The sequence below is a fragment of the Streptococcus caecimuris genome (assembly GCF_943193075.1).
In the GTDB taxonomy this organism is placed as follows: Bacteria; Bacillota; Bacilli; order Lactobacillales; family Streptococcaceae; genus Streptococcus; species Streptococcus caecimuris.
In genome coordinates, this window is record NZ_CALPCT010000018.1 from 23,012 (window position 1) to 48,985 (window position 25,974).

Below are 25,974 nucleotides of genomic sequence, written 5' to 3' on the forward strand. Positions count from 1 at the left end.
CCCTTGTATACTTATGCAGAGAATCCAAAAAAACCGGGTGAAAAACCCGGTTTTTTTGAAGATCCTACAAAAGATCATCTCGTTTGACCTGCTCAAAACTTTCTTTGCCGTCATTGAGCTTATCCCAGATGACGACTTTTCCTTCTTTGAGGGATTTTTGAACATCGATGATCCGCTGGTTAGAAGAGCCACGAAACTGCAACATGAGGTTGCGTTTGCTCTTATCATAGCGCCCATCGACCAGAATATCAATCAGCGAAAGGAGTTCCAGTTTGTCCGGTGTCTCCAGCATCATTTCTTCCCAAGTGTAGCCAGTCCAAGACCAAATATCTTTGTCGGGCAACTCTTTTCTCACGCGCTTGACCAAGGGCAGAAGGATGCCAGTGTTAAGAAAAGGTTCCCCTCCAAGCAGGGTCAAGCCCTGGACATAAGGTTGAGCCAGATCTGTCATGATTTGCTCTTCTAACTCTTTGGTATAGGGAATGCCTGCATTGAAAGACCAGGTCGCTACATTGTAACAGCCCTCACAGTGAAACATGCAACCCGCCACATAAAGGGAATTGCGGACTCCTTCACCATCGACAAAGTTAAAAGCCTTGTAGTCGATGATGCGCCCTTGACTCAGCTCCTCACTCTTCCATTCGCCTGGTTTTGGTGTATTCCATGTCATCCTTCTACTCCACTTCTATCCAATAACGCTCCGTTCCATTTCGAACATCTTCAAATTGGCCGCCATTAGCTAAGATAACCGCTCGACTGGCAGGATTTTCCGTGCTACAAGTCACCAGAGCACGATGGATGTTCTTTTCTTTAGCTACTTGCAGACCTTGATGGAGAGCTTCCTTGGCATAACCTTTTCCCCTTTCAGAAGGGCGGATGGAATAACCGATATGACCAGCATAATTCAGCAATCCCTCATTTAGTCTCAGCCGTAGATTCAAAAAACCTAAAGCATGACCTGATTCATCAAACAATACGAACTGAATTGATGGAACGCGATTTTCAGGCAATCCTATTCCCATTTCTTTATTAAGGTTAGTTTCTAGCCACTCCTCATAATCAAAGTTCTCAGCATCCCAAAAGCCGCCGTCGTGGGCCGACTGGGTCTCTTCGAACTCTGCCATCATGTTTAGAATGGTTTCTTTATCTGCTAAAGTTGGTCTACGTAGTTCCATCTTTACCTCCCCCATACGAGAAAAGCGAGAGCGAACTCTCACTTTTTCTTATTCTTATTTAAAAATTGTTCTCTCAGGCTGGCTACTCGGTCTTTTTTATTGATTCCACCCTTTGAATGCTTCTCGTGGAATCGTTGAACCTGAGCCTTGCCTTTATCATCTAATTGGTATTTTCCCATAATATCCTTTTCTAATCTGTCACTTGGTGACCAGCTGATTTGATAGTGGATCCATTCATGTGTTTGACCCGTGCAGCGATTTCCTTATGACGGCCATTGACCATCGGACGAGCTTGCGGGTTTCCTAGATAACCACAGGTCCGTTTGACCACATCAACCGTTTTCGGATCGCTATTGCCACAGTTTGGACAAGCAAATCCGCGCTCAGTCGGCGTGAAATCTCCTTCAAAATCACACTTGTAACAACGGTCAATCGGCGTATTGGTTCCGAGATAACCAACCCGGTCATAAGCATAATCCCAAACTGCTTCAAGGGCTTTTGGATTTTGTTGGAGCACAGGGTATTCACAATAGTGGATAAAGCCACCAGACGCCCCAGCTTCAGGATAAACTTTTTCAAAATCCAACTTTTCAAATGGCGTTGGGTTCTTACGAACATCGTAGTGGAAACTATTGGTGTAGTATTCCTTGTCTGTGATATCCGGAACCTTACCAAATTTCTCCGTATCTAGGCGACAGAAGCGGTCTGTCAAGCTTTCTGACGGTGTCGAATAGATGGAGAAGTGGTAATCATACTGGTCAGACCATTCTTCCACGCGCGCTTTCATATCCTTGATGATATCGATCGTGAATTGTTTGGCTTCTGGATTGTGTTCCCAATTTGGACCATAAAAGACGGTTGCGACTTCATAGAGTCCGATATAGCCAAGAGAAACGGTCGCTCTGCGATGACGGAAGAGCTGATCTACCTGGTCATACTTGCCCAAGCGTTTCCCGAAAGCCCCATATTGGTAGAGAATCGGCGCATTGGCTGGTGTCGCTTCTTTGGTACGTTCCACGCGGTAAACCAAGGCATCTTCAGCAATGTTCATCCGTTCATTAAAGATTTGCCAGAACTTCTCCTTGTCTCCGCCTGATTCCAAGGCAATCCGAGGCAAATTGACTGTCACAACCCCAAGATTCATCCGGCCAGAATTGACTTCTACGCCATTCTCATCCTTCCAACCTTGAAGGAAAGAACGACATCCCATCGGCACCTTGAAAGAGCCTGTCAACTCGACAATCTTGTCATAAGACAAAACGTCTGGGTACATGCGCTTCGTCGCACATTCCAAAGCCAATTGCTTGATATCATAGTTAGGGGTTCCAGGTTCTAGGTTGAGCCCCCGCTTGAGGGTAAAGATCAGCTTTGGAAAGATAGCTGTCCGATGTTCCGATCCAAGTCCCTTGATTCTAATTTCCAAAATCGCCTTTTGGATTTCCCGCTCGAAGCGATTGGTTCCAAGACCAAAACCAAGCGAAGTAAAGGGAGTTTGTCCGTTCGAAGTAAAGAGGGTATTGATCTCATATTCCAGCGACTGCATGGCATCATAGATATCTTTTTGAGTCTTGCTCCAAGCATAGTCCTCTTGCTTTTCAGGAAGCACCCACTCTTTGGCATCTGCCAAGTGTTTTTGGTAGTTCTTTTCTGCATAAGGGGCCAAGACTTCATCGATCCGGTCAGCTGAGCAACCCCCGTACTGACTAGAGGCTACATTGGCAATAATCTGCGAGATTTGAGCCGTTGCAGTTTGGATCGACTTAGGACTTTCTACTTCTGCATTCCCAATCTTAAAGCCATTTCTGAGCATGCCTTCAAAATCGATCAAACAGCAGTTGGTCATCGGTGTATAAGGGCTATAGTCCAAATCATGGTAGTGGATATCCCCTTTTTGGTGGGCATTGGCTACGTGTTTAGGCAACATTTTGAGACCAATAGACTTACCAACGATCCCTGCCGTCAAATCCCGTTGCGTATTAAAGACATCGCTGTCCTTATTGGCATTTTCATTGACAACCGCTTGGTCCTTGTTGAGGAGTTTTCCAATCGTAAAGTTGATATCCGTCGCTTTTGAGCGCTCAAAATCCCGCTGAGTCCGATAAGTAATGTAGCTCTCAGCAATCGCATATTCATTGGCTTGAAGCAATTCATGTTCGACGACATTTTGGATCTCATAGATCTTCACGCCATTTGGAAAACGTTCCAAGATCTCTGCGATCACACGATCGACAATAGCTTCCAGTTTGGCTTCCATCACTGGAGTGAGAGAAGTCACTTCTTCTGTCGCCTTCAACAAGGCTTTATAAATTTTTTCAACATCGAATTGAACACGGCGGCCATCTCGTTTTTCAACAAAAATATCCGGGGCCATTCTCAGTTTTTCTTCTCTCAAGGTGATCATACCAAACATGCCTCTCTTCATTTATTTACATACAAGTTGTATTATACCACTCCAAAAATAAAAATCAATATCTTGTGGAAAATTTTATAAAAAACTTTCTAAAACACAAGATATTGATTTTCTTAAGAGCGTTGATAGAGTTTGAAATGACGGTATTTCTTCTCAACCAGACGATAATTTTCTTTGAGCAAGTCCTTCATATTGGAGGTCAACTCCACCTGATTGTTGACCACAATATACTTAGGTTCAGACCGATCGATTTGTTGGATCACATTGGTCCGATTTTCATTAATTCCCAGATAAGACGTTGGGGTCAATAAGGCAGAAGCTGCCAAACGATCGCTTTCTTGATAGAGAGTAGCTGTCGTATCCCAAGCATAAATGGTATCTTTCGACTTGGTGTGATTTTTAATGTAGCTGGCAATAGTACTCCGTTCACTCGATTGACCAGACTGAAGCACGATATCTTGAACCACTGGATTCGCCAACAGATAGATAAGGGCTACTAGCGGTAAGAAAACTTGGCTCGTAAAGTAAGCGGCCCAAACTTCCTTGTTTTTCTTCTTCCGACCACGACGTTCGATCCCATCGTTTTCTTCCCCATCTCGTGAGAACCAGATCGCAAACAAGGGAAGAACAAATGGCAACATCGGTAACAATTGGTAAGCGCCTTGTTCCGGAAGACCAATCGACACGATGAGGACTACCAGGCTACCTGCCCATCCCATAAAGCGGAAGATCCGGCGAGCACTGCTATTTTGCTTCGTAAAGGACATCAAAAAGGCAGAAACTAGACCGAAGGCCAGCGCCAACAGTCCATAATAAATGGCATTACTGAAGGCCTGTCCATTACTAAAATTCAAGGCATTAAAGACATAGGTTACTTGGTTAATGGCATAGCCAAAAGTTTGATTCCAAACGGTGATATAGCCAATTGGATAAAAGACAAGTGAAAAACCAAGGAGAGCTGCCAGCAGTTGATAAAAGCCACGCGCCCATCTCTTCTGCTTGATGTTAAAGGCTGTTAATCCAAGGAAGGCCAACAAATAAAACAGGGCACTGGTCATCGGATCAATCAAGAAAGCCACAGCTGCAATCGCACCATAAAGGATAAAGCCTTCATCCTTACGATGCCCAATCAAATAAGCCAAAATGAAATTCATGCTGGCAAATAGGATTGGAAGACTAAAGAGAGTCACATAAGTCCCTCCAAAACCAAGGCCTAGCACCAAGAAATAAAAGAGCAACTGGACATTCTTCGATGTATCTGTATCTTTATCTGACACCAGCAAGCGCACAACCCGATAGAGGTAAGTCCCCGCAAAGAAGAGGGCAATCGCTTGAAGGATCATCAAGATCCAATGTCCACCAGCTAAACTTCCCAACCAGTTGATTGCATAATAGAGCAGACCATTGGTTCCGTAAAAATCACCAAACGGTACTTGACCCTTGGTCATTGCCCAGCCAGCATACAAGTTTTGCGATTGTTGATTGGTTGCAAAACGGGTTAAAAATGGCACCCCGACATGCAGCAAACTAATTAAGAGACTCAACACAAAAGGAATCGCTAGGGGCACTGGACGCTTAGCTTGACGACGGATCGGCTCAACTGCCACATCCGCTTCTAGCTCTTCCGTATCCTCTTCTAGCTTAGATGCTTCCGCTTTTGTCGCTTCAACTCCCGCCTTACGTGAACGACGACTCATCCGACTGAGCGGTTGCTCCGCTTCCTGTTCCGATTCTTGTGTAGGTTCTGCTACTGCTTCTGGCTTGGCATCACGAATTTCCTCTGATGCCTCCATTGCAACCGGCTCCTCCAAGACTTCTGCCTGCTGGCTATGAGTCGGCTCTTCTTCACGAAAGACTGATTTATCTAGCACTTCGCGAATTTCACGTGTATCCTGAAAACTATCTCCCACGTGAAGCCCTAACTTTTTCGAAGTCATTTCTTGCTCTTTTTCGCTCATTCTTTTTCCTTTTCTTCGCTATTCCTCTGCTCTTTCCTTTTAGAAAAAAGCCCATTATCTTCTCTAGTATACCAAATTCTGCCGACCCTGTCAGCCTCTTGCCACATAGTCCTATGGAAAAAGAGTCAGGCATCTCGATTCCTGACTCTGATTTTCGTTTTTATACATTTACAACATCGGTGCGAACAATTGCATAATTTCCTTGATTAAGCTTTGGTGCCATGTAAAGCGGAAGGTATCCTCTGTAATTTCTTGAGACACTTCAAAGATATGGTCAAAGTCCTCACGAATCTTTTTCAAGGCAGGCGTCCGATACATCCAGACAGCATTTTCATAGTGATGGACCAAACTGCGGTAATCAAAGTTAATCGACCCTACAACCGCCATTTCATCATCGGCAAGAACTTGCTTACTGTGGACAAAACCAGGTGTGTACTCATAGATTTTCACACCAGCGTCCATCAGATCCAAGTATGCCCCACGGGTTACGATTTGGATCAATTTTTTATCCGGAATATACGGGGTCACGATGCGAACATCCACCCCACGAAGGGCCGCATTGCGGATATCTTCTGTCAAATCATAATCGATGATCAAGTAAGGAGTCGTGATATAGACGTAATCCGTCGCCTGGTTAATCATATTTTGATAGACTGTCTTTCCAACCTGCGACTTGTAAATCGGTTTTGGTCCACTCCCATAGGGAATGTAGAGCCCTTCTCCTTCGACCGCCTTATTTTCAATATGGTAGCGGTCAAAATCCTCGATTTCCCCACGGTTGATGTACCAGTTCATGAGGAAGAGTCGCGTTAAGGCCTTAACAGCTCGTCCATCTAAACGAATGGCACTGTCCTTCCAGTGACCAAACCGCTCAATGTGGTTGATGTACTCGTCTGCCAAATTGACACCACCCGTATAGCCGATCTGGCCATCAATGACCAAGATCTTACGGTGGTCTCGGTTGTTATAAGCCACTGTTAGACGGGGGATCACCTTGTTAAACTTATGGGCATCAATCCCCATCTTTCGCAATCGTTTGGTATAGTTCCCAGCCAAGGTTGCCATACAGCCGATGTCGTCATAAAGGAGTTTGACTTCGACCCCCTCTTTCACTTTCTGCTCTAAAATCTCTAGGATACTGTTCCACATCAAGCCCTCATCAATGATGTAAAACTCGATGAAGATAAATTTTTTCGCCGCTCTCAGATCCTCTAGTAGTTGCTCATACATCTCCTCCCCTAGAGGGTAAAAGGTTGATGCCGTCCCATTGTAGAGATCCGCATTGTGATCCATGGATAAAATCGACTTGACCAAGCCATAAACCGCCTTGCTTTCTTGCTTGAGCTCCTTACGCAACTGATGACTATTGTCCTCTCGAAACTTCATGGACTCCATATTTTTCAGCTGGATCATTTCCTTTTTGGACAAACGTCGCTCTCCAAACATGAGGTATAAAAGCGATCCAAAGACAGGAATGACGGCAATCAAGAGCCAGGTCACCTTATTTTCAGGCGGGGTATTTCGATTAACAATAGCTAAGATTGTCGACACATATAAGAGCCCAATGACTGCAACAGATAGCCAATGAGGGAACCATCTATTGAGCCAGAAGAAGGCCGCAAAGGATGCCCATAGTTCAAAGCCCATAAACAAAATACTAAATCCATATTTGGACATTAATAGACGTAATTTTCGAAAGGTCACAGCATCCTCCTTTTTTCTTTCTACTAGTATACCAATTCTTTTTACCCGTTGCAACGACCAACCAAGCCCCTTCTAGACAAACAAAAAGAGAGTGGGACAAAAGTCCTAGCCTCTCAATTATTTTTGGATTGTCGAGCAAGACGCAGTGGTTGAGCGGGCTCTACTACGCTGATTTCGTCAGCTTTTTCAACCCTACTCAACTTTGCGGAGGTAGGACGACGAAATCGAATTCTAACGAATTACCGATTTCTGTCCCACTCTCTCTTGTCTCGTCCCTTATTGCTTGGTCAGGACAATAATCCCTTGATCATCCTCTGCTTGTTCCAAGTCTTCTAGCGACAACTGATTTCCTTCGATCCGATAGCGATAAGGCTCATCTCCGATACGCATGGATTGATTGACCGGATCAATACTAACCTCTTTGGCCTCTTCTTCTCCATCAGCATCTTGCACCGTAAACGTGCCTTTTCGACCCGTCACCACCAAGAGGATCGTATTTTCCTCGTCCTGTCCACGATAACTGCCATCTATGGACACCCCTTCTTTCTGTTCTTCACTCGCTGACGTCACAGTCTGTGATGAAGCAGACGTCTGTTTGCTCGAAGTCTGTGTCGCTTTTTCTTGCTGGCTACAAGCAGTCAGGAAAAGGGCTACTGCCAAGGTCATTATAGACATGATTTTTTTCATTAAGATCGACTCCTTTCGCCATAACCGTATACCATCTACCACCAGTATACGCTAAGAAAGTCTCTAGGTCAATTGTTTACCCCTCTAATAAAAATGCCCTTACTTCCGCAATAAAATACAAGGATCCTGTCACAAATAAGACTTCATCTGAAGGACTCTGATCCATAAATTCTTTGATATAGGCCTTGTAGTCAGCTACATAGGGCAGGTCTTGTCGGTCGCCTTGTGCCACCACTTCCCCGTAATGGAAGGTCGTCAAAATCAATTCAGCTTCCGGCAATCCCGCTTGAAGCGTTTGGAGCATCCCGCTATAATCTTTTCGCTTGAGGGCTCCAAATAAAATCTTCACGCGCTTTCCTGCTAAGCTATTGGCAAACTCGATCAAGCGCAACATAGCATGAGGATTATGGGCGCCATCCAGATACACCTGGTCGCCAAACAACTCTAGACGTCCCGGCCACCGCGTCTCTTGTAAGGCCAGCTTGACCTGATCCATATCCACTTCTTGATCTTGGCCTTCCATATAGAGGAAAAAGGCTTCTAGAGCTACTGCAGCATTTTCCCGTTGGTAATCACCCTTCAAACCCAGAGACGGCAAGACAAGTTCCACACGTTCATTCCAAAAACGGTCCTGCTCTAACCCAAAATCTTTCTGGAAGGCGTGGAGAGCCACAGCCAATTGCTCCGCTTTTTCTTGACAAACAGCTATAGCATCATCCGACAAGGGACCCACAACAGCTGTCTTGCCCTTCTTAAAGATTCCTGCCTTTTGCTGGGCGATTTCCGCAATCGTCCCTCCCAGTGTTTCCTGGTGATCCAGGCCAACCGAAGTGATCACTGCGATCTCTCCCGTCACTACATTGGTCGTATCTAGAAGCCCTCCGATACCAACTTCCAGCAAGACCACATCCACAGCTTGTTCCTTAAAATACAAGAGAGCCATGAGGCAGATAATCTCAAAATAAGAGAGTTGGTCCTGGGTTTGAAGCAAGGTCTGCTCCATTTGTTGGACTTCTTGGCCAATCCGAGTAAAAGCTTCATCTGAAATCGGCTGATCCCCAATACAAATCCGATCATGGATACTGATCATATGAGGAGAAGTAAAGGTCCCAACCTTCTTTCCGTGAGCCATCAATAATTGACGCAGAAAGGCGATTGTGGATCCCTTCCCATTGGTTCCTGTCACATGAAGAATCGGATAAGCCTTATCCGGCCTCCCTAAAAGGCTCACTGCCTGCTCCATACGATCCAGTCCCGATCGAAAATTCAGACCGATCCGACTATTCATCCATTGCTCAATCTTATTCACATCTTCCTCCTAAAAGAAAAAAGCGACAAAACCTCTTCTGACGTTTGCGCTCCTTTCTTTCGTAGTTATTTCTTTCTCATTTTTACAGCAAGTCCATCGGACTTCCTGCTTTTTCTTGTTTCTTGAAGCAGGGCTAAAAACATCCCCCGGACTTACCAACTCTTTCTAGTTTCTAGGAGCTGGGCTAAAAACGTCCCCCGGACGTTTTTACTCCTCCATAAAGCTGTTGAAGACTTCTTCGATCATATCCCATTCTGCATCTGAGTCTTCTGGGATTGGTTGAAGGTCGCCTTCTGTTCCGTCTTCGTTTTCTGTAAATGAATAAGCTTGGATTTCAACTTCGCCGTTTTCATCTTCTTCTGCATTTGCAGGGATCAAAAGGACATAGTTTTTCCCAAATTCTTCTTTGCCATCAATGGTCAAAAGAATTTCAAACAAGGTTTCATTTCCTTGTTCGTCCACCAATGTGATTAATTCACGTTCTTCATGGTCGTGGTTATGATCATGTGCCATACTATTCTTCCTCGTTTTCTTTCTAAAAATTGCGATCTAAATAATTTTGTAAAATAAGCTGCGCCGCTAACTTATCAATAACTTTTTTGCGTTTGCTACGGCTAATATCTGCTTGCTCAATCAACATCCGCTCTGCAGCAACTGTTGTCAACCGTTCATCTTGGTAGTCGACTGGCAACCCAAACTTTTCAGCAATCATTGCGCCATAAGCCTGACTGGCTTCCACACGCGGTCCGCTTGTGTTGTTCATGTTTTTCGGCAAGCCCACAACAAAACGGTCTACCTTGTATTGAGCCACTAATTCGGCCAAGCGCTCCAAACCGAATTCTTTTTTGTCTTCATCGATTTGGATGATTTCAAGACCCTGAGCTGTAAAACCGAGAGGATCACTCACAGCAACCCCGACGGTCTTTGAACCAACATCCAATCCCATAATTCTCATTAGAGGTCTATTCCTTGCCCTTTCAAATAATAACGTACCAATTCTTCCACGATCTCATCTCGTTCATATTTACGAATTTGGTTCCGTGCATTATTATAACGAGGTACATAGGCAGGATCACCACTGAGTACGTATCCTACGATTTGATTAATTGGATTGTAGCCTTTTTCATCCAGCGACAAGTAAACATCTTTCAAGGTCTCGCTAATTTCCTTACGATTTGAATCATCAAGATTAAAACGTACTGTTTCATCTGTAAATCCCACAAGAACACCCTCTTTCCTTAGAATATTACTATTATACCATAATTAAGAGTTTTCCACAACGGCCAAGCCCTTGATTTTACGGCTTTTTCAAGCATTTTTGAGCTATTTTAGCTAAACTGTTTTTTTATTTTTGCTCACTCGCTCCAGCATTGATGAGGTTGTCCGCAAATTGACTCGGTGTCAGCTTCAACAACTCCGGTAAGTGATTGTTTTTGAAGTAAGTCATGCCTTCGGCTTTCTTCACATCCATCGCTTCAAAGTCATAGGTGATGGTTACCTTGTATTCATTCTCATTTTCCAAGGTTAAATCAGCTGTGAAACCTGGCACTGTCAAAGCTTCCTTAAAGGCATCGTCCTTGTTAAAGGATTCTCTCAATTGCTTTTGCGCTTCCTCTATTCCAACCTGTTGGATCCCTTTTTTCAACTCCTCATCGGTTGCCGTCACATTGATGGTCTCCAACTTTTTAAAGGTATTCCCCACATAGGTGACGATTTGCGTTTGTTGTGTCCCCTTGTCATCTTTTGGAAAAACAAAGGTTCTAGTGATGACTTTATTTTCTTCAGCTTTTTGCAGAATACTCTTATTATCCTTTTGCAGCTGCTCCGCTTTTGCTTGGATTGCCTTTTGTTCACTTGAATTTGGCGTTTTCGCTTGTTTTTTTTGACCGCATCCCGTCAAACACAAGGCAAGTGCACCCAATAAGAAAATCTTTCTTTTCATTTTCCATTCCTTACTAGTTATTGTTTTCTAAAATATTGTATCATAGATTTCATAAAATGGCGCAGTAAACTGCTTTTCATTTCGATTTTTAAAAAAGAAAAAACCAGAAACAAATTGTTTCTGATTTTCAATCACTTTATAGGGCTGCACGCATCCGTGCTTCCGCATTTTCTACATTTCGAACAGATCGTGGCAAGAAAGCACGAATATCGTCTTCTTTGTAGCCCACTTGGAGACGTTTGTCATCTACCAAGATCGGACTTTTAAGAATACGAGGTGTTTCCATGATGATATCAATGACTTCGTTAACACTCAAGTCTTCGATGTCCACTCCTAGATTTTTAGCGTACCGATTTTTTGAAGAGACAATACTTGCCACTCCATTTTCAGTCTTTGTAAGAATATCCAATAATTCTTCTTTGGTGATCCCTTCCTTACCGAGGTTTTGTTCTTTATAAGTTAGCTGGTGAGCGTTGAGCCAAGTCTTTGCTTTTTTACAGCTGGTACAACTTGACACTGTATAAATTTTAATCATGCATGCACTCCTTTCGCTACACGATAATACTATCGTATTAAATTATAACACAAAAACCATCAGTCTAGCGACCTATTTTGAAAAAAATTAATCTTCAATTTCAATCGCGTCATCTAAATCTAGAGTTACTTCTTCTACGACAGGAGCTGCTTCTTCAGTTTTATCAAGGGTTTTCACTGCTTCGTCTTCTTCGATCAAACCAAAATGAACCCGAACCTTATGGTCGATTTCGTCAAAAATTTCTGGGTGGTCAGCCAAGAATTTCTTAGCATTTTCAGATCCTTGACCAATTTTTTCGCCGTTATATGAGTACCACGCACCCGCTTTTTGGATGATATCCAAATCTGTTGCAATTTTCACCAATTCACCTGTACGTGAAATTCCTTCTCCGTACATGATTTCAACCATGGCTTCTTTGAACGGTGGAGCTACCTTGTTCTTCACAACCTTGATCTTGGTTTCCTTACCAACGTTGGTATCTTTTTGGTCCCCAGTCCCCTTGATTTGAGTATTTCCACGAACATCTAGACGGACAGAAGCGTAGAATTTCAGGGCACGACCACCAGGTGTGGTTTCAGGGTTCCCAAACATGACCCCAACTTTTTCACGCAATTGGTTGATAAAGATAGCAATGGTCTTGGTCTTGTTAATAGAAGCTCCAAGCTTACGCATCGCTTGGCTCATCATCCGAGCTTGCAAACCAACGTGGCTATCTCCGATATCTCCATCGATTTCCGCACGTGGTACCAAGGCCGCAACAGAGTCGACAACCACCAAATCTACCGCACCAGAGTCGATCAATTTACCAGCAATTTCAAGCCCTTGTTCCCCTGAGTCTGGTTGAGACAAGAGAAGTTCGTCGATATTGACCCCAAGAGCTGCTGCATAAGATGGATCCAAGGCATGCTCCGCATCGATAAAGGCAGCAATGCCCCCTTCTTTCTGTGCTTGCGCTACTGCATGGAGGGCAACGGTTGTTTTACCAGATGATTCTGGACCATAGATTTCGATGATCCGACCTTTTGGATAACCACCAGCACCCAAGGCAATATCAAGCGCCAAGGAACCAGAGCTCATGACTTGTACTTTTTGCTCTGCACGTTCGCCCAAACGCATGATCGATCCCTTACCAAAGTCTTTTTCGATCAATTTCAGGGCATCATTGAGCGCTTTTTCACGCTCATCTCCAAATTTCTTAGAGATATCATCTAATTTTTTCTGTTTTTTCGCCATTCTTTTCTCCTATGTTTTTACTATACAGGAAATGCATGCAACTCACCGACGTTTCCCGTCATTTGAAAGGCACATTTCCTATCCATTTTTAGAATTATTCTTCATTTGGCACAAGCTTCATTATACCAAATTTTCACCATTTAATACAGCCAAGCGCACCAAATTAAAGGCATGAAGGACTGCAATTTCGCGGACATCCGCCCGGCTACGTCCAGCGATATTGACTTGGACACTATCCACTCCATTTGGAGTCGCAAGTCCGATAAAGACGGTCCCTGCTGGATGCCCTTCTAGACTATCTGGCCCCGCAACTCCGGTTAGGCTAACACCATAATCGGATCCTGTTAACTTACGGGCCTGTGAAGCCATGGCTTGAGCTGTAAAATGAGACACCACTCCATGTTGCTCTAACTCTTGAGCTGGAATAGACAACATCTTGCTTTTTTCTTCCAAACTATAGGTGACAAAACCACCCGCGAAGATGCTGGACGCCCCTGAAAAATCTGCCAGAGTCGCTTGGAAAAGGCCGGCCGTCAGGCTTTCTGCAGCTGTAATGGTCTTACCAGTCCGTTTCAAGAGATCAAAGGCCACCTTGGCCATCGAATTGTCATCCCCATAACCGTAAAACAACTTTTGCAAAGGTTGATGGTCCAGGGTGTGGCGTGATAAGATTTCCTTTTCTAAGACATCGAGCTTCGCATCCGCTGAAGCTTGATCCTTCGCCTTTGTAGATAGACGCAAGGTTACTTCTCCCGTCTTGGCATAAGGAGCCACCGTCGGATCAGTCTGATCTTCAATGATATCGGCTAGGATCGTAACCAGCTGGCTTTCCCCAATCCCAAAGAAGCGCAAGACTCTTGAAAAGAGCTCTTCCCCTGTCGTCAAATGAGGTACCAATTGTTCATTGACCATGGGTTTTAACTCACTTGGTGGGCCAGGTAGAACGACATAGGTCACACCATCAACTTCAATCAAACCTCCAACCGCGAGACCTGTACGGTTTTGAAGGGGGATTGAACCGGCAATCAATTGTGCTTGTCGCTCATTATTGGGCGTCCGGACATAATCAGGGCGACTGGCAAAGAAGGTGTCGAGTTTGGCAAGTGCTGTCGGATCAAAAACCAGTTCTTTCCCTAAGAACTTAGCAAGGGTTTGCTTGGTCAAATCATCCTCTGTTGGCCCAAGTCCACCGCATAAAATAACCAAATCACTGCGTTTTGAAGCTGTCTCAATGGTCGAGAAGAGACGACCTTCATTGTCTCCTACCGCCACATGATAATAGACATCAATCCCTAAACTAGCCAATTTTTCAGACAAGAATTGAGCATTGGTGTTGACAATTTGTCCTGTTAGAATTTCTGTTCCAACTGCAATAATTTCCGCCTTCATGGTGCCTCCCACTTATACTATTCGTAATTTTCATTTCATTTTAACACAATTTCCTAAATTATTTAAAAAACAGATTGAAGATAAAGTCCATTTTGGACAACTTTCTTCAATCTTTTTTCTTTTAGAGTATAAAGTAAAAACTCTTAGAAATACTATTACAAAAGCACTCCTAAGAGTTTTAACTATGTAGCAAACTTCTAAAGGGCTATTTTCTATTGTTGATAGAGCTTATCTCTATTCTGAAGCAACCATATCGAGCGGTTGCTTTTTGACTACTTTCTTGATTTAAAAGCACTCTTCTGAAATCCCACATAGCTTTCTCTTATCTTTTGTGATACAATAGCATCAATTTATTTCTAGGAGGATGAGATATGGTTTCTACTATTGGTATTGTAAGTTTATCTAGTGGGATTATCGGAGAGGACTTTGTCAAGCACGAAGTGGACTTGGGGGTCCAACGACTCAAAGACCTCGGACTCAATCCTATCTTTTTACCTCATTCACTAAAAGGCTTAGACTTTATCAAAGAACATCCCGAAGCTCGTGCGGAGGATTTGATTCAGGCATTTTCTGATGATAGCATCGACATGATCCTATGCGCCATCGGTGGAAACGATACCTATCGCTTGCTACCTTATCTTTTTGAAAATGACCAACTACAAAAGGTTATCAAACAAAAGATTTTTCTTGGCTTCTCGGATACGACCATGAACCATCTCATGTTGCATAAACTAGGAATCAAGACTTTTTACGGCCAATCATTTCTAGCAGACATTTGTGAGTTAAACAAAGAAATGTTGCCATATAGCCTCCACTACTTTAAAGAATTGATTGAGACTGGAAAAATCTCAGAAATTCGCCCTAGTAACGTTTGGTATGAGGAACGGACTGATTTTAGTCCCAAAGCCTTGGGAACACCTCGTGTTAGCCATGCAAATACAGGTTTTGACTTGTTACAAGGCAATGCTCAGTTTGAGGGAGAAATCCTCGGTGGTTGTCTTGAGTCTCTCTATGATATTTTCGACAACTCTCTACACGCAGACAGCACAGACCTCTGCCAAAAATACAAACTTTTCCCTGACTTATCCGACTGGGAAGGAAAAATCCTCTTGCTAGAAACAAGCGAAGAAAAGCCTAAACCTGAAGACTTCAAAAAGATGTTGCGGACTTTAAAGGACACGGGTATATTCGAGGTCATCAGTGGACTCTTGGTCGGAAAACCTATGGATGAAACTTTCTATGACGACTATAAAGAAGCACTATTGGAGATCATTGATAGCAATATCCCGATTGTCTATAATCTGAATGTCGGACACGCAACTCCAAGAGCAATTGTCCCCTTCGGAGTCCACGCCCATGTAGATGCAACGGAGCAAGTCATTCGCTTTGACTATAACAAATAGGAGGCTGGGACAAAAGTCCTAGCCTCTTATTTATCTTTGGATTGTCGAGCAAGACGCAGTGGTTGAGTGGGCTCTACTACGCTGATTTCATCAGCTTTTACAGTCCTACTCAACTGTGCGGAGGTGGGACGACGAAATCGAATTCTAACGAATTACCGATTTCTGTCCCACTCTCTTTTTCTATATTCTCTGATGTTCTAGTCATCTAAAGTTACTTATTTCCACTTTTCCATTCACAATCATTCTCATGGTCATCAACCAATCCTGCTGCCTGTAAAAAAGACAAAACAGCGACTGGTCCGGTGAACTTAAAACCACGTTTTTTGAGATCCTTGGCTAGCTTCTCAGAAAGAACTGTCTTAGCTGGAGCCTGTCGGTAATCTGGAACATCATTGACGATGGTTTTCCCATCGACAAAAGACCAAAGATAAGCATCAAACGATCCAAATTCCTCCTGGACTTGTAGAAAGGCTTGAGCATTGGCCCGTGTCGCAAAAATCTTTGCACGATTGCGGATGATAGCTGGATTGTCTAACAAGGATTCCAGTTCTTCATCCGTCATCTCTGCGACGCGTTGAAGATGGTAACCATGAAAAGATTCTCGGAAAGCCTGCCGTTTATTGAGGACCGTTTCCCAAGATAGTCCAGCCTGATAGGTCTCCATACAGAGCAACTCAAAGAGAGCACGGTCATCATGGAGGGGCTGTCCCCACTCCTCATCATGATAGACCACATAGAGAGGATTGTTCATTTTAACCCAGCCACAGTGTTTTGGCATCTTCTTCTCCTATTTCACCAACATCTTAAGGGCAGACTTGATATAGTTTTCAGCAGTATCCGAAGTTCCTTCAAAGAATTTCTTGATTTTCTTAAGCTCTGTTGCCTTGTAGCCCAATGCCAACATGGCTTCCATAGCTTCTTCAAGGGCTTGGTTTTCTTCTGCAACTTTGGCTTTGGACTGAGCCGGTGCATCTTCTAGATCGAGATTGATCTTACCTTCCAAGTCCAGCACCATCTGTTGGGCTGTTTTCTTGCCGATCTTTGGAAACTTGGTCAAGTAGGTGATGTTCTTGCTTTCGATGGCTTGAACAAGGCCTGCATTGTCATCCGCAGCAATGATAGCCAGAGCTGAGACAGGTCCAATCCCAGAGACTGAGATCAAGTTTAAAAAGAGCTGTTTCTCTTCTTCGGTTGCAAAACCATAAAGAAGGTGTGCGTCTTCACGGACCACTTGGTGTAGATAGACTTGCACCTCTTGGTTCATTTTTCTAGAATAGGCATAGGGATTGGCCACATGCAAGAGATAGCCGATTCCAGCTGTTTCTACCACAATGTATTTAGCGGTGATTTTCGTTAAAATTCCTTTAATGTATTCGTACATAATCTTCCTTTATTGTTTGTTTAATACTTACCCAATTCCCGTAAACTGGTGTGATTTTCCTGAATGCGTCGGAACATCTTTTCCATATCTGACTTGGTAAAGTTAACCAAGACCGGACGACCGTGAGGGCAGTTATAAGGGTTGTCACATTGGGACAATTGGTAGATCAGATCCCGTGCCGAGTAATCGTCCAGTGTGTGGTTGGCCTTGATGGAGCGTTTGCAAGACATCATGATGGCCAACTCAGCCCGGTATTTCTTGATGGACACTTCCTTGGTCAAAAGGAGCATATCACACATTTCATAGATGCCCGACTCGATCTCTTCTTCCTTCATCCAGATCGGATGCTCCCGTAAGATCAACTGGTTGGCTCCGTATTCTTCTAAATAGACGCCCACTTCTTCTAAGAGGTGCTTGCGCTGTTGCAGGCGGATCAGATCGTCTGTAGGGAATTCAAAGATATAAGGCACTAGCAGTTGTTGTTGACTGCCGTCCACATCCCCGATACTCTCCCGGTATTCTTCGTATTTGACCCGCTCTTGAGCCGCGTGCTGGTCAATGATATAAAGGCCCCCATTTCCTTGGGCAAAGAGATAGGTTCCATGCATCTGACCAAAATATTCCAACTCTGGGAAGGTCGAATGTTCTTCCCCATCCAACTTATCATAGACCTTGTCTAGACTAGCCAGATCCAACTCTGGGTGATCCAGTTCATCATAAACCGCAGTCTTTCTTTCCGCAAACTTGATCGCGCTTGTCGGTTTTTCTACTGGGTTTTCTTGGCTTGTAGAATCAGCAGCCACCTCATCTGTTAGAGGCAATTGAGGATCTGCCACTTCTGGTCGAAGCTTGAAATCTTGGCTTTCTCGATCATAATAGAGACGGTTTTCTTTTAAAGGCAGGGTTGTCTGTACTGGCTTTTCTGTTCGGCGAATGGTCGACTTGGCTAGATTTTCTAGAGCATCTGGAATCAGGTCCTGCTCTTTCAAAGCATTCGCAATCGCCTGGGAGATCAAGGCCATTAATTCCCGTTCTTTGGAGATACGAACTTCTTGCTTGGTAGGGTGAACATTGACATCCGCTAAGTAAGGATCGATCTGGATATTAATGATCGCAAGTGGGAAGCGGCCCACCATGAGTTTACTACCGTAACCGTCTAAAATAGCCCGATTGAGCAAGAAATTCTTGATGTAGCGGCCGTTGATAAAGAGACTGATGTAATTGCGATTAGCACGAGTCAATTCAGGCAAAGACACAAAGCCCGTCACTTCAAAATCTAGGTCGCGGTTTTCAATGGCCACCATCTTCTTAGCAGACGCAAGGCCATAGACACCCGCAATCGCTTGCCGGAGATTGCCAGTCCCCGCTGTTTTGGTCATTTCTTTTCCATCATTGATCAAGGTAAAGGCAATCTCAGGATGGGCCAAGCTCAAGCGATTGAGAATATCCACGATATGGGATAGCTCTGCCTGCTGGCTCTTTAAATACTTGAGACGAGCAGGGGTATTAAAAAAGAGATCTTCCACTGTGATCTTGGTCCCGACAGGGCTTGTCGCTGGCTCCACTTCCTCAATTTCGCCACCCTTTGCGACCAATTTGGTCCCGTGGGCAGCTCCTTCTTGCGCCGTTAGAAGGGTTAGAATACTGACAGAAGCAATGGAAGGCATGGCCTCACCACGAAAACCAAGCGTTCGAATACGAAAGAGATCCGCTTGACTCTTGATCTTACTGGTCGCATGTCGACGGAGGGCCAAAGCGACCTCATCGTGCGCAATTCCTTCCCCATTGTCTGTAATCCGAATCGACTTCAATCCTGCTTCTTCGATTTCAACAACGATCTGGCTAGCTCCAGCATCGATCGAGTTTTCAACCAATTCCTTGACCACGCTAGCAGGTCGTTCAATCACTTCACCTGCCGCAATCTGATTGGCTAGGACTTCTGGCAATTCAATAATCTGTGACATGTCTGCTCCTTTACCTATTTTTTCACCGATACATGTAGCTCTATTATACCACAGATCTACAAGACTCCCTTTCTTAAAAAATAGAGGCTGGGCCCATCTTCTTCCTTAAAAACCGCATAGGCAAAGAAAACGACCACATAGACAAATCCCCTTGTCTTCCCTTTGGAAAAAGTGTTTAATAGTAGTGTAAAGAAGGAGCCGGGCTAGCAGGCCAACCGACTTTACCCAAAGGAGGGAGAAACGATCTTATGAAAGTTGAAGTACACATTGATTCCCACTTCCAAGAAGAAGCGGTGGTGATCACAGCACCTGCACTGTCTGCGCGTGTAGAGAAAATCCGTGACTTTGTGGAAGAATTGGATCAAAAAGGGCGCTTACGTGCCAAAAAGGATGGGGAAGCTTACCTGATCGAAAGCCAACTATTCCAACGTTTTTACATTGAAAATCGGCAAGTAATTGGCGAGACTATGACAGATCAATTTATTCTGACTGGGCCACTCTATCAGCTATCTGAAGACTTGCCGACCTTCTTTCTCAAAATTTCCCAATCTGAAATTATCAACACAAAAGAAATCGATCACCTGCACTTTACCAGTGGAGGATCCGTTCAAATCTATCTTAAAAACGGGAGTCTGACCTACTCCTCCCGTCGTTATTTAAAAGCCATTAAGGAGAAATTATCATGCTAAAACAATCTTTTTCTGACGCCCTAAAAGGGATTTTCATCGGGCTCATCTTATCCATCTTCTTTTCCTACCTCTTCTCACCTGAGTTGTACCTTCCCTTAAGTCCCAACTCTGCAGTCGGCCGCTGGATGTTCTTGCATCATGTTCACGGCTCACTGGTCATGCTCTATTGCGCCCTCGTTTGGGGTGCGATTGGGGTCCTCTTTAGCTTCGGAAGTCTCCTCTTTCAAAAAGACTGGAGTCTCTTACGGGCTACTCTGAGCCATTACCTACTCATGTTACTTGGGTTTATTCCCCTAGCTACCTTGGCCGGCTGGTTTCCAGCACGACTCGGATTTTACCTCTCACTCGTTGTCGAATTCACCCTCGTTTACGTGATCATCTGGTTGGTCTCCCATCATTTTTATAAAAAACAAGTTCAAGAAATCAATCAAAGCATTGCTAACCACTAAGCAAAAAGATCCTCAGTGCTACGAGGATCTGAAAGTAGAGATAAACTGTTCCTTTATACAAATCTAATAAATTCTATAAAAAATATACTCGTTATAGTTGTTCAATCATCTACTGAAACTTTCCGCTGTTAGAAAAGTGCCTGAAACACAATTGTTTCAGGCACTCGGAATTATTGAGACCTTAGGCTCAATAATTAGTCTTGGAACTTCGAAGAAGTTCGCTGACGTCCGTACTCACTTAAGGAAAGTTTCTAAGATGACTTTGTCTTCAATAAAAGATCCTCGCTGTCACGAGGATCTTCTTTTATAATTTCTTTTTCAATTCGGCGACTGCCATCATGACTTCCATGGGAGTCATATTGTAGAGATCCAGATTCTTCAATTCTGTGATCACTGTATTTTCTGTCTCTTCCTCAAAGAGGGACATTTGTTCAGCAACCTGTGAAGGTACTTCCTTTTTAGGGGTTGCATCCGCAAGCGGTACTTGCTGGGCTTGTCCTTCGAGCTTGGTCAAAATCGCATCCGCCCGCTTCAGCAATTCTTCTGGCAAGCCAGCGATCTTGGCCACGTGAATCCCATAGGATTTATCTGCTGGGCCGGGTTCAATCTTGTGCAAGAAGGTAACCTGACCATCTCGCTCCAAGGTCGCAACATGGACATTTTCCAAACGGGACAAGGTCTCTGAGAGAGCCGTCAACTCATGGTAATGGGTTGCAAACAAGGTTTTGGCACCCGTGCGATCGTGAATGTATTCGATGATGGATTGGGCGAGAGCCATCCCATCATAAGTCGCAGTTCCCCGTCCCAACTCATCAAACAAAATCAAGGACTGGGGTGTTGCCTTGCGAATGGCGTGATTGGCTTCCATCATTTCCACCATGAAGGTAGACTGACCCGATACCAGGTCATCAGCAGCTCCGATTCGGGTATAAATCGCATCAAAGATTGGCAACTCGGCCTTTTGCGCTGGTACATAGGAGCCAATTTGGGCAAGAATCACAATGATCGCCAATTGGCGCATATAGGTAGACTTCCCACTCATATTTGGCCCCGTAATCAGCTGAATATCCCGTTCTTCATCCATAAAGATGCTATTAGGAATATAGGACTGGGCTCCCATCACTTTCTCAACAACCGGATGGCGACCTTTGTCGATCGCGATTCGTCGTTCTTCATGAAAGAAGGGACGATTCAACTGTTGCGACTCAGCGACACTGGCTAGACTTTGTAAAACATCAACCGTCGCAATCGCCTGAGCTAACTGTTGCAGACGTTGGATATACTTGCCAACTTCTTCCCGAATCCGCATAAAAATCGTATATTCCAGATTAGCAGACTTCTCACGCGCCTCTAGCATATCTCCTTCGATGCGTGCCAATTCCTCCGTACCAAAGCGTTCTGAATTTTTCAAGGTCGCCTTGCGGAAAAAGTGAGCAGGAACGTGACTCAATTGAGAATTGGTGACATGGAAATAGTAGCCATCCTTCTTGTTGTAATCGATTTTTAGACCTGTAATGCCACTGGCTTCGCGCTCCTTGGCCTCAATCTCAGCAATCCAACCAGTACCATCCCGAAGAACGACACGATACTGATCCAATTGCTCGTCAAACCCAGTTCGGATGATATTTCCCTCTGTAATAACAGCAGACGCTTCCGGAGCAATAGCTGAGGTAATCAAGCGGTGCAACTCAGGAAGTTCATCCAAGCGTGCAATCAAGACATCTAAGACTGGATCACCGATCCCCAGTAGAATCGACTTGATCGTCGGCACATGACCCAGAGTATCTCCTAGCTGCAAGAGATCCTTAGGATTGATCTTGCCAAAGGAAACACGACTCGCTAAGCGTTCAATGTCATAGACCCCTTTGAGACTGTCGGTCAAATCGCTCCGTTCAAAGAAATGATCCATAAAGACCTGAATGATGTCCTGGCGCTCTCGAATCCGTTTCAAATCGACTAAGGGTTTCTGAATCCAGGACCGCAACAAACGACCGCCCATGGCCGTCTTGGTTTCATCCAAATACCAATACAAGCTACCATGTTTCTTCCCAGTCCGCGCATTCTCTGTCAAATCAAGACTAGCCTTGGTCGCAAAGTCCATCTGCAAGAAATCGCAAATCTCATAATGATGGGCTTTTTTGAGGTGACTCAATTCCCGCATTTGTGTCTGGTAGACATACTGGAGAAGTTTTCCAGCCGTTTTCTTTTCGAGCTCACTCAACTGATCCCCTAAGAGTTGAACATCGTCGAGCGCCGTCTCTACATGTGACAGCAAGAGATTCATCTGGCTAACAAACACACGCTCTTCCTGTTCTGGCAACTCATAACCCAGGACCACCTCACGCGCACGTAAATTGCGGATTTCTCCACAAACCATGCTAAAGTCATTGAGGGTCGTCACCTGAAACTCCCCTGTCACCAGATCCATATAGGCTAACCCATACTCATTTCCTGACCGATCCAAAGCAACCAGGAAGTTATTCTCACTATCTGGCTTGGTCGAATCCACCACTGTACCCGGCGTAATCACCTGTACGACTTCACGCTTAACGACCCCCTTGGCTTCTTTGGGGTCTTCCATTTGTTCTGCAATCGCGACCTTATACCCCTGTTCAATGAGAACATCAATATACTGCTGGGCCGAGTGGTAGGGAACACCCGCCATGGGAATTGGATTCTCTGCATTTTTATTCCGTGAGGTTAAGGAAATCTCTAAAATTTGAGCTGCATTCACTGCATCTTCATAAAATAATTCGTAAAAATCTCCCATTCGAAACATCAAAAAGGCATCCGGATAGTCTTTTTTGATATCTAGATACTGCTGCATTCCAGGGGATATTTTCTCTACTGCCATACTTCTTTATTCCTTACTGTTGCATCATTTTCTGACACAAGCTCCATAGATGAAAACAGGAGTAGATAGCTCACTATCTTCCTCCTTTTGACATCTTAACGGGGTATTTTCTTTCTTTTCAAGGGGCTTGATTACTGCATCATCCCTAAAATTTCATTTTGAATTTCAATGGCTGCCTCTTGGTCTCGACAAACAATCAAGAGGGTATTGGCCCCTGCTACTGTTCCCAAAATACGCTCATCTGACATTTCATCTACACCATTGGCCAAGAGAGCTGCTTCTCCTAGCTCTGTCCGCAAAACCAAAGTGAATTCTGCTCGTGAGACAGACTTGGCGTGGCTGGACAACATAATATAAATCTCTGCCACCTCAGGCTCATTTGGCAAAATATAATACAACTGGTCTTTTCGTTTCACCTTGACTAGACCCAGATCGCGCAAATCTCGTGACAGAGTTGTTTGCGTTACAGCAATTCCTTTTGCTTCTAATCGATCCTGAATCTCTTTTTGAGTCGACAATTTTTCATTTCGAATCATTTGTTGAATCAAAAGGTGACGTTCTGTCTTTTTCATTGGACCTCCACTTTTGAATAAATATACTTTAAATTATACCAAAAAAATTGAAAATTCGCTCAGAATTGTGTTAAAATAATAGTTAAAAGGACTAAGGAGCTAATATGAACAATAAAGAACTCATTGCTAGTGAATTGGCCAAAGTGATTGACTCTCTTGACCAAGATGCTATTTTAAACTTGCTTGAACAACCAAAATCATCTGATCTTGGTGACATTGCTTTTCCAGCCTTCTCACTTGCAAAAGTGGAACGCAAGGCTCCTCAAGCAATCGCTGCAGATATTGCTGAAAAGATCGACCAAAGCGCCTTCGAAAAAGTCGTTGCAACTGGACCTTACGTGAACTTCTTCTTAGACAAATCTAAGATCTCTGATCAAGTAATCAAATCCGTCATCGAAGCAGGTGCAGACTATGGTCAACAAGACGAAGGTCATGGCCAAAACATTACCATCGACCTTTCAAGTCCAAATATCGCAAAACCATTCTCAGTTGGTCACTTGCGCTCAACCGTTATCGGGGATGCTCTTTCAAACATCTTCCGCAAAATGGGCTACAACACGATTAAAATCAACCACTTGGGTGACTGGGGTAAACAGTTCGGTCTCTTGATGGTGGCTTACAAAAAATGGGGTAGCAAGGAAGCTGTCGAAGCCAACCCAATCGATGAATTGCTAAAACTTTACGTTCGGATCAACGCTGAAATCGAAAACGATCCTGAGCTTGATGATGAAGGACGTCTCTGGTTCAAGAAATTGGAAGATGGAGATCCAGAAGCGACTGAGTTGTGGCAATGGTTCCGTGACGAAAGCTTGGTAGAATTCAACCGTATCTACAAACTCCTCGGTGTTGAATTTGACAGCTTAAACGGAGAAGCTTTCTACAATGACAAGATGGATGAAGCTGTCCAAATTCTTGAAGAAAAAGGCTTGTTGAAAGAGTCTAAGGGTGCTAGCATCGTTGAGCTCGATGATGTCAACCTTCCACCAGCTATGATTAAGAAATCAGACGGTGCCACTCTTTACATCACGCGTGATATCGCAACCGCTATCTACCGTGCACGGACTTACAACTTTGTGAAAAACATCTATGCTGTAGGTCAAGAACAATCTAACCACTTCCGTCAGTTGAAAGCTGTTTTGAAGAAAATGGGATTTGACTGGAGCGACGATATGGTTCACGTTGACTTTGGTTTGGTGACAAAAAACCGCCAAAAATTGTCAACTCGTAAAGGAAATATCATCCTTCTCGAACCAACTCTTCAAGAAGCCATCTCTCGTGCCAAAGCGCAGATCGAAGAAAAGAACCCTGAATTGGAAAACAAGGAAGAAGTGGCACATGCAGTCGGTGTTGGTGCGGTTAAATTCTACGACTTGAAGACAGACCGCCGCAATGGGTATGACTTCGACCTCGAAGCCATGGTATCCTTTGAAGGAGAAACTGGACCTTACGTTCAATACGCTTACGCTCGTATCCAATCCATCCTTCGCAAAGCCAACTTCACACCATCTACAGATGCGACATACAGCTTGAGCGATCCTGAAAGCTGGGAAATCATCAAGCTTCTCCAAGACTTCTCTCGTGTGGTGAAACGTGCTGCTGAAAACTATGATCCATCCTTGATCGCAAAATATGCTATCAACTTGGCTCAAGCCTTCAACAAATACTATGCGCACACTCGTATCTTGGATGAAAGTCCAGAACGCGAAAGCCGTCTTGCTCTTAGCTACTCAACAGCAGTAGTCTTAAAAGAAGCCCTTCGCTTACTTGGTGTCGATGCACCTGAGAAAATGTAATTTCTTATCTATGATGGATACGTAGAACATCTCTTATGGGAGTGAGAGGAGAAACTAAATGCGATTCAATTTAGTTCTTTCTCACTCCTTTTCTCATGTCCAATGCCTTTCATTCTCTACATTTTCAGATCCTTTATATACAGGAGAAATCTATGAATCAAACCGTTTACATCTTAATTTTCATCAGTTTAGTGGTCCTCTTTTTATTTAACAAGTACGAGAGAGAAAAACTACAACGGCTCTTACAAGAGCAACTCTTGAAAGATCAAGCTTTCAAAGATAGCATCAAGGAAAAAATCCAAGAGACCGACAATATCAACGATGTCATCCATGCCATCAACAAAGACTATCGATTGGGGCTCCTACTTGCTAAAGAAATCACAGAAAAATTAAAATAAGCCATAGAAGAGGAGTCATATAAAATGTGACTCCTCTTCTATTCAGTCGCAACAAATAAGAGGCTGGGACAAAAGTCCTAGCCTCTCAATTATTTTTGGATTGTCGAGCAAGACGCAGTGGTTGAGTGG

At 44.0% G+C, this 25,974-nt stretch carries 25 protein-coding genes; 5 read left to right on the forward strand and 20 right to left on the reverse strand.

Annotation, left to right across the window (positions count from 1 at the left end):
* Window positions 1–64: 64 nt before the first annotated feature.
* The 15 genes from nrdG to NFR56_RS07810 all read right to left on the reverse strand — a co-directional run bounded on the left by nrdG (window position 65) and on the right by NFR56_RS07810 (window position 14,342).
* Window positions 65–670 carry an anaerobic ribonucleoside-triphosphate reductase activating protein gene (gene nrdG / locus NFR56_RS07740; RefSeq protein ID WP_251458520.1) on the reverse strand — a complete coding sequence of 202 codons (606 nt, stop codon included), beginning with the start codon at window positions 668–670 and terminating at the stop codon, window positions 65–67.
* Between the two features lie 4 nt (window positions 671–674).
* Window positions 675–1,175, reverse strand: coding sequence for a GNAT family N-acetyltransferase (locus NFR56_RS07745; protein WP_251458522.1), 501 nt, complete (start codon window positions 1,173–1,175; stop codon window positions 675–677).
* Window positions 1,176–1,213: 38 nt separating this feature from the next.
* Window positions 1,214–1,354, reverse strand: coding sequence for a hypothetical protein (locus tag NFR56_RS07750; protein ID WP_003002079.1), 141 nt, complete (start codon window positions 1,352–1,354; stop codon window positions 1,214–1,216).
* 11 nt (window positions 1,355–1,365) lie between these two features.
* Window positions 1,366–3,576 carry an anaerobic ribonucleoside-triphosphate reductase gene (gene nrdD, locus NFR56_RS07755; protein WP_031574358.1) on the reverse strand — a complete coding sequence of 737 codons (2,211 nt, stop codon included), beginning with the start codon at window positions 3,574–3,576 and terminating at the stop codon, window positions 1,366–1,368.
* Between the two features lie 122 nt (window positions 3,577–3,698).
* Window positions 3,699–5,543: a glycosyltransferase family protein gene (locus NFR56_RS07760; protein WP_251458523.1), complete on the reverse strand. Its 1,845-nt coding sequence runs from the start codon at window positions 5,541–5,543 to the stop codon at window positions 3,699–3,701.
* Between the two features lie 168 nt (window positions 5,544–5,711).
* Complete coding sequence (gene cls / locus NFR56_RS07765; RefSeq protein ID WP_049515846.1) at window positions 5,712–7,247, reverse strand: cardiolipin synthase; 1,536 nt, start codon at window positions 7,245–7,247, stop codon at window positions 5,712–5,714.
* A 276-nt stretch (window positions 7,248–7,523) separates the two neighbouring features.
* Complete coding sequence (locus NFR56_RS07770; protein WP_049515005.1) at window positions 7,524–7,934, reverse strand: SP_0198 family lipoprotein; 411 nt, start codon at window positions 7,932–7,934, stop codon at window positions 7,524–7,526.
* 76 nt (window positions 7,935–8,010) lie between these two features.
* Window positions 8,011–9,243: a bifunctional folylpolyglutamate synthase/dihydrofolate synthase gene (locus NFR56_RS07775; RefSeq protein ID WP_247923678.1), complete on the reverse strand. Its 1,233-nt coding sequence runs from the start codon at window positions 9,241–9,243 to the stop codon at window positions 8,011–8,013.
* Between the two features lie 207 nt (window positions 9,244–9,450).
* Complete coding sequence (locus tag NFR56_RS07780; RefSeq protein ID WP_003001941.1) at window positions 9,451–9,756, reverse strand: DUF1292 domain-containing protein; 306 nt, start codon at window positions 9,754–9,756, stop codon at window positions 9,451–9,453.
* Between the two features lie 22 nt (window positions 9,757–9,778).
* Window positions 9,779–10,198 (reverse strand): Holliday junction resolvase RuvX, encoded by a 420-nt coding sequence (ruvX, locus tag NFR56_RS07785; protein WP_023919889.1) that lies wholly within the window; start codon window positions 10,196–10,198, stop codon window positions 9,779–9,781.
* Window positions 10,198–10,464 carry an IreB family regulatory phosphoprotein gene (locus NFR56_RS07790; RefSeq protein ID WP_003002070.1) on the reverse strand — a complete coding sequence of 89 codons (267 nt, stop codon included), beginning with the start codon at window positions 10,462–10,464 and terminating at the stop codon, window positions 10,198–10,200. The genes ruvX and NFR56_RS07790 overlap by 1 nt, the downstream gene beginning before the upstream one ends.
* A 124-nt stretch (window positions 10,465–10,588) precedes the next feature.
* Complete coding sequence (locus NFR56_RS07795) at window positions 10,589–11,185, reverse strand: SP0191 family lipoprotein (protein ID WP_118096155.1); 597 nt, start codon at window positions 11,183–11,185, stop codon at window positions 10,589–10,591.
* 136 nt (window positions 11,186–11,321) lie between these two features.
* Window positions 11,322–11,720 (reverse strand): transcriptional regulator Spx, encoded by a 399-nt coding sequence (spx, locus tag NFR56_RS07800; RefSeq protein WP_003009108.1) that lies wholly within the window; start codon window positions 11,718–11,720, stop codon window positions 11,322–11,324.
* Between the two features lie 87 nt (window positions 11,721–11,807).
* The gene (gene recA / locus NFR56_RS07805; RefSeq protein ID WP_003002082.1) at window positions 11,808–12,953 is read right to left on the reverse strand and encodes a recombinase RecA; all 1,146 of its coding nucleotides are present in this window, start codon (window positions 12,951–12,953) and stop codon (window positions 11,808–11,810) included.
* 120 nt (window positions 12,954–13,073) lie between these two features.
* Window positions 13,074–14,342 carry a competence/damage-inducible protein A gene (locus tag NFR56_RS07810; protein WP_134974278.1) on the reverse strand — a complete coding sequence of 423 codons (1,269 nt, stop codon included), beginning with the start codon at window positions 14,340–14,342 and terminating at the stop codon, window positions 13,074–13,076.
* 371 nt (window positions 14,343–14,713) lie between these two features.
* Between NFR56_RS07810 and NFR56_RS07815 the strand changes: the two genes are divergently transcribed.
* On the forward strand, window positions 14,714–15,745 hold the full coding sequence (locus tag NFR56_RS07815; RefSeq protein WP_134974277.1) for a S66 family peptidase: 1,032 nt from the start codon (window positions 14,714–14,716) through the stop codon (window positions 15,743–15,745).
* 211 nt (window positions 15,746–15,956) lie between these two features.
* Here the strand turns inward: NFR56_RS07815 and NFR56_RS07820 are convergent, their stop codons facing one another.
* Genes NFR56_RS07820 through mutL form a run of 3 tightly spaced genes read right to left on the reverse strand, consistent with a single transcriptional unit; the run spans window position 15,957 to window position 19,090 of the window.
* Entirely contained in the window at window positions 15,957–16,523 is a 567-nt protein-coding gene (locus NFR56_RS07820) for a DNA-3-methyladenine glycosylase I (RefSeq protein ID WP_134974276.1), read from the reverse strand.
* A gap of 9 nt (window positions 16,524–16,532) precedes the next feature.
* Window positions 16,533–17,126, reverse strand: coding sequence for a Holliday junction branch migration protein RuvA (gene ruvA, locus NFR56_RS07825; protein WP_134974275.1), 594 nt, complete (start codon window positions 17,124–17,126; stop codon window positions 16,533–16,535).
* A 20-nt stretch (window positions 17,127–17,146) separates the two neighbouring features.
* The gene (gene mutL / locus NFR56_RS07830) at window positions 17,147–19,090 is read right to left on the reverse strand and encodes a DNA mismatch repair endonuclease MutL (RefSeq protein ID WP_134974274.1); all 1,944 of its coding nucleotides are present in this window, start codon (window positions 19,088–19,090) and stop codon (window positions 17,147–17,149) included.
* A 248-nt stretch (window positions 19,091–19,338) separates the two neighbouring features.
* On the opposite strand from mutL, the gene NFR56_RS07835 reads away from it, so the two are divergent.
* Together NFR56_RS07835 and NFR56_RS07840 are read left to right on the forward strand one after the other, a co-directional pair.
* The gene (locus tag NFR56_RS07835) at window positions 19,339–19,779 is read left to right on the forward strand and encodes a LytTR family DNA-binding domain-containing protein (protein ID WP_134974273.1); all 441 of its coding nucleotides are present in this window, start codon (window positions 19,339–19,341) and stop codon (window positions 19,777–19,779) included.
* Window positions 19,773–20,228, forward strand: coding sequence for a DUF3021 domain-containing protein (locus tag NFR56_RS07840; RefSeq protein ID WP_049515230.1), 456 nt, complete (start codon window positions 19,773–19,775; stop codon window positions 20,226–20,228). The genes NFR56_RS07835 and NFR56_RS07840 overlap by 7 nt, the downstream gene beginning before the upstream one ends.
* Window positions 20,229–20,532: 304 nt before the next feature.
* Here the strand turns inward: NFR56_RS07840 and mutS are convergent, their stop codons facing one another.
* Together mutS and argR are read right to left on the reverse strand one after the other, a co-directional pair.
* Complete coding sequence (gene mutS / locus NFR56_RS07845; RefSeq protein WP_134974272.1) at window positions 20,533–23,082, reverse strand: DNA mismatch repair protein MutS; 2,550 nt, start codon at window positions 23,080–23,082, stop codon at window positions 20,533–20,535.
* A 131-nt stretch (window positions 23,083–23,213) separates the two neighbouring features.
* On the reverse strand, window positions 23,214–23,654 hold the full coding sequence (argR, locus tag NFR56_RS07850) for an arginine repressor (RefSeq protein ID WP_023919910.1): 441 nt from the start codon (window positions 23,652–23,654) through the stop codon (window positions 23,214–23,216).
* 104 nt (window positions 23,655–23,758) lie between these two features.
* Here argR and argS point away from each other — a divergent pair, with 104 nt between their 5' ends.
* Window positions 23,759–25,447: an arginine--tRNA ligase gene (argS, locus tag NFR56_RS07855; RefSeq protein WP_049515225.1), complete on the forward strand. Its 1,689-nt coding sequence runs from the start codon at window positions 23,759–23,761 to the stop codon at window positions 25,445–25,447.
* Between the two features lie 152 nt (window positions 25,448–25,599).
* Complete coding sequence (locus tag NFR56_RS07860) at window positions 25,600–25,845, forward strand: hypothetical protein (RefSeq protein WP_049515223.1); 246 nt, start codon at window positions 25,600–25,602, stop codon at window positions 25,843–25,845.
* Window positions 25,846–25,974: the final 129 nt, after the last annotated feature.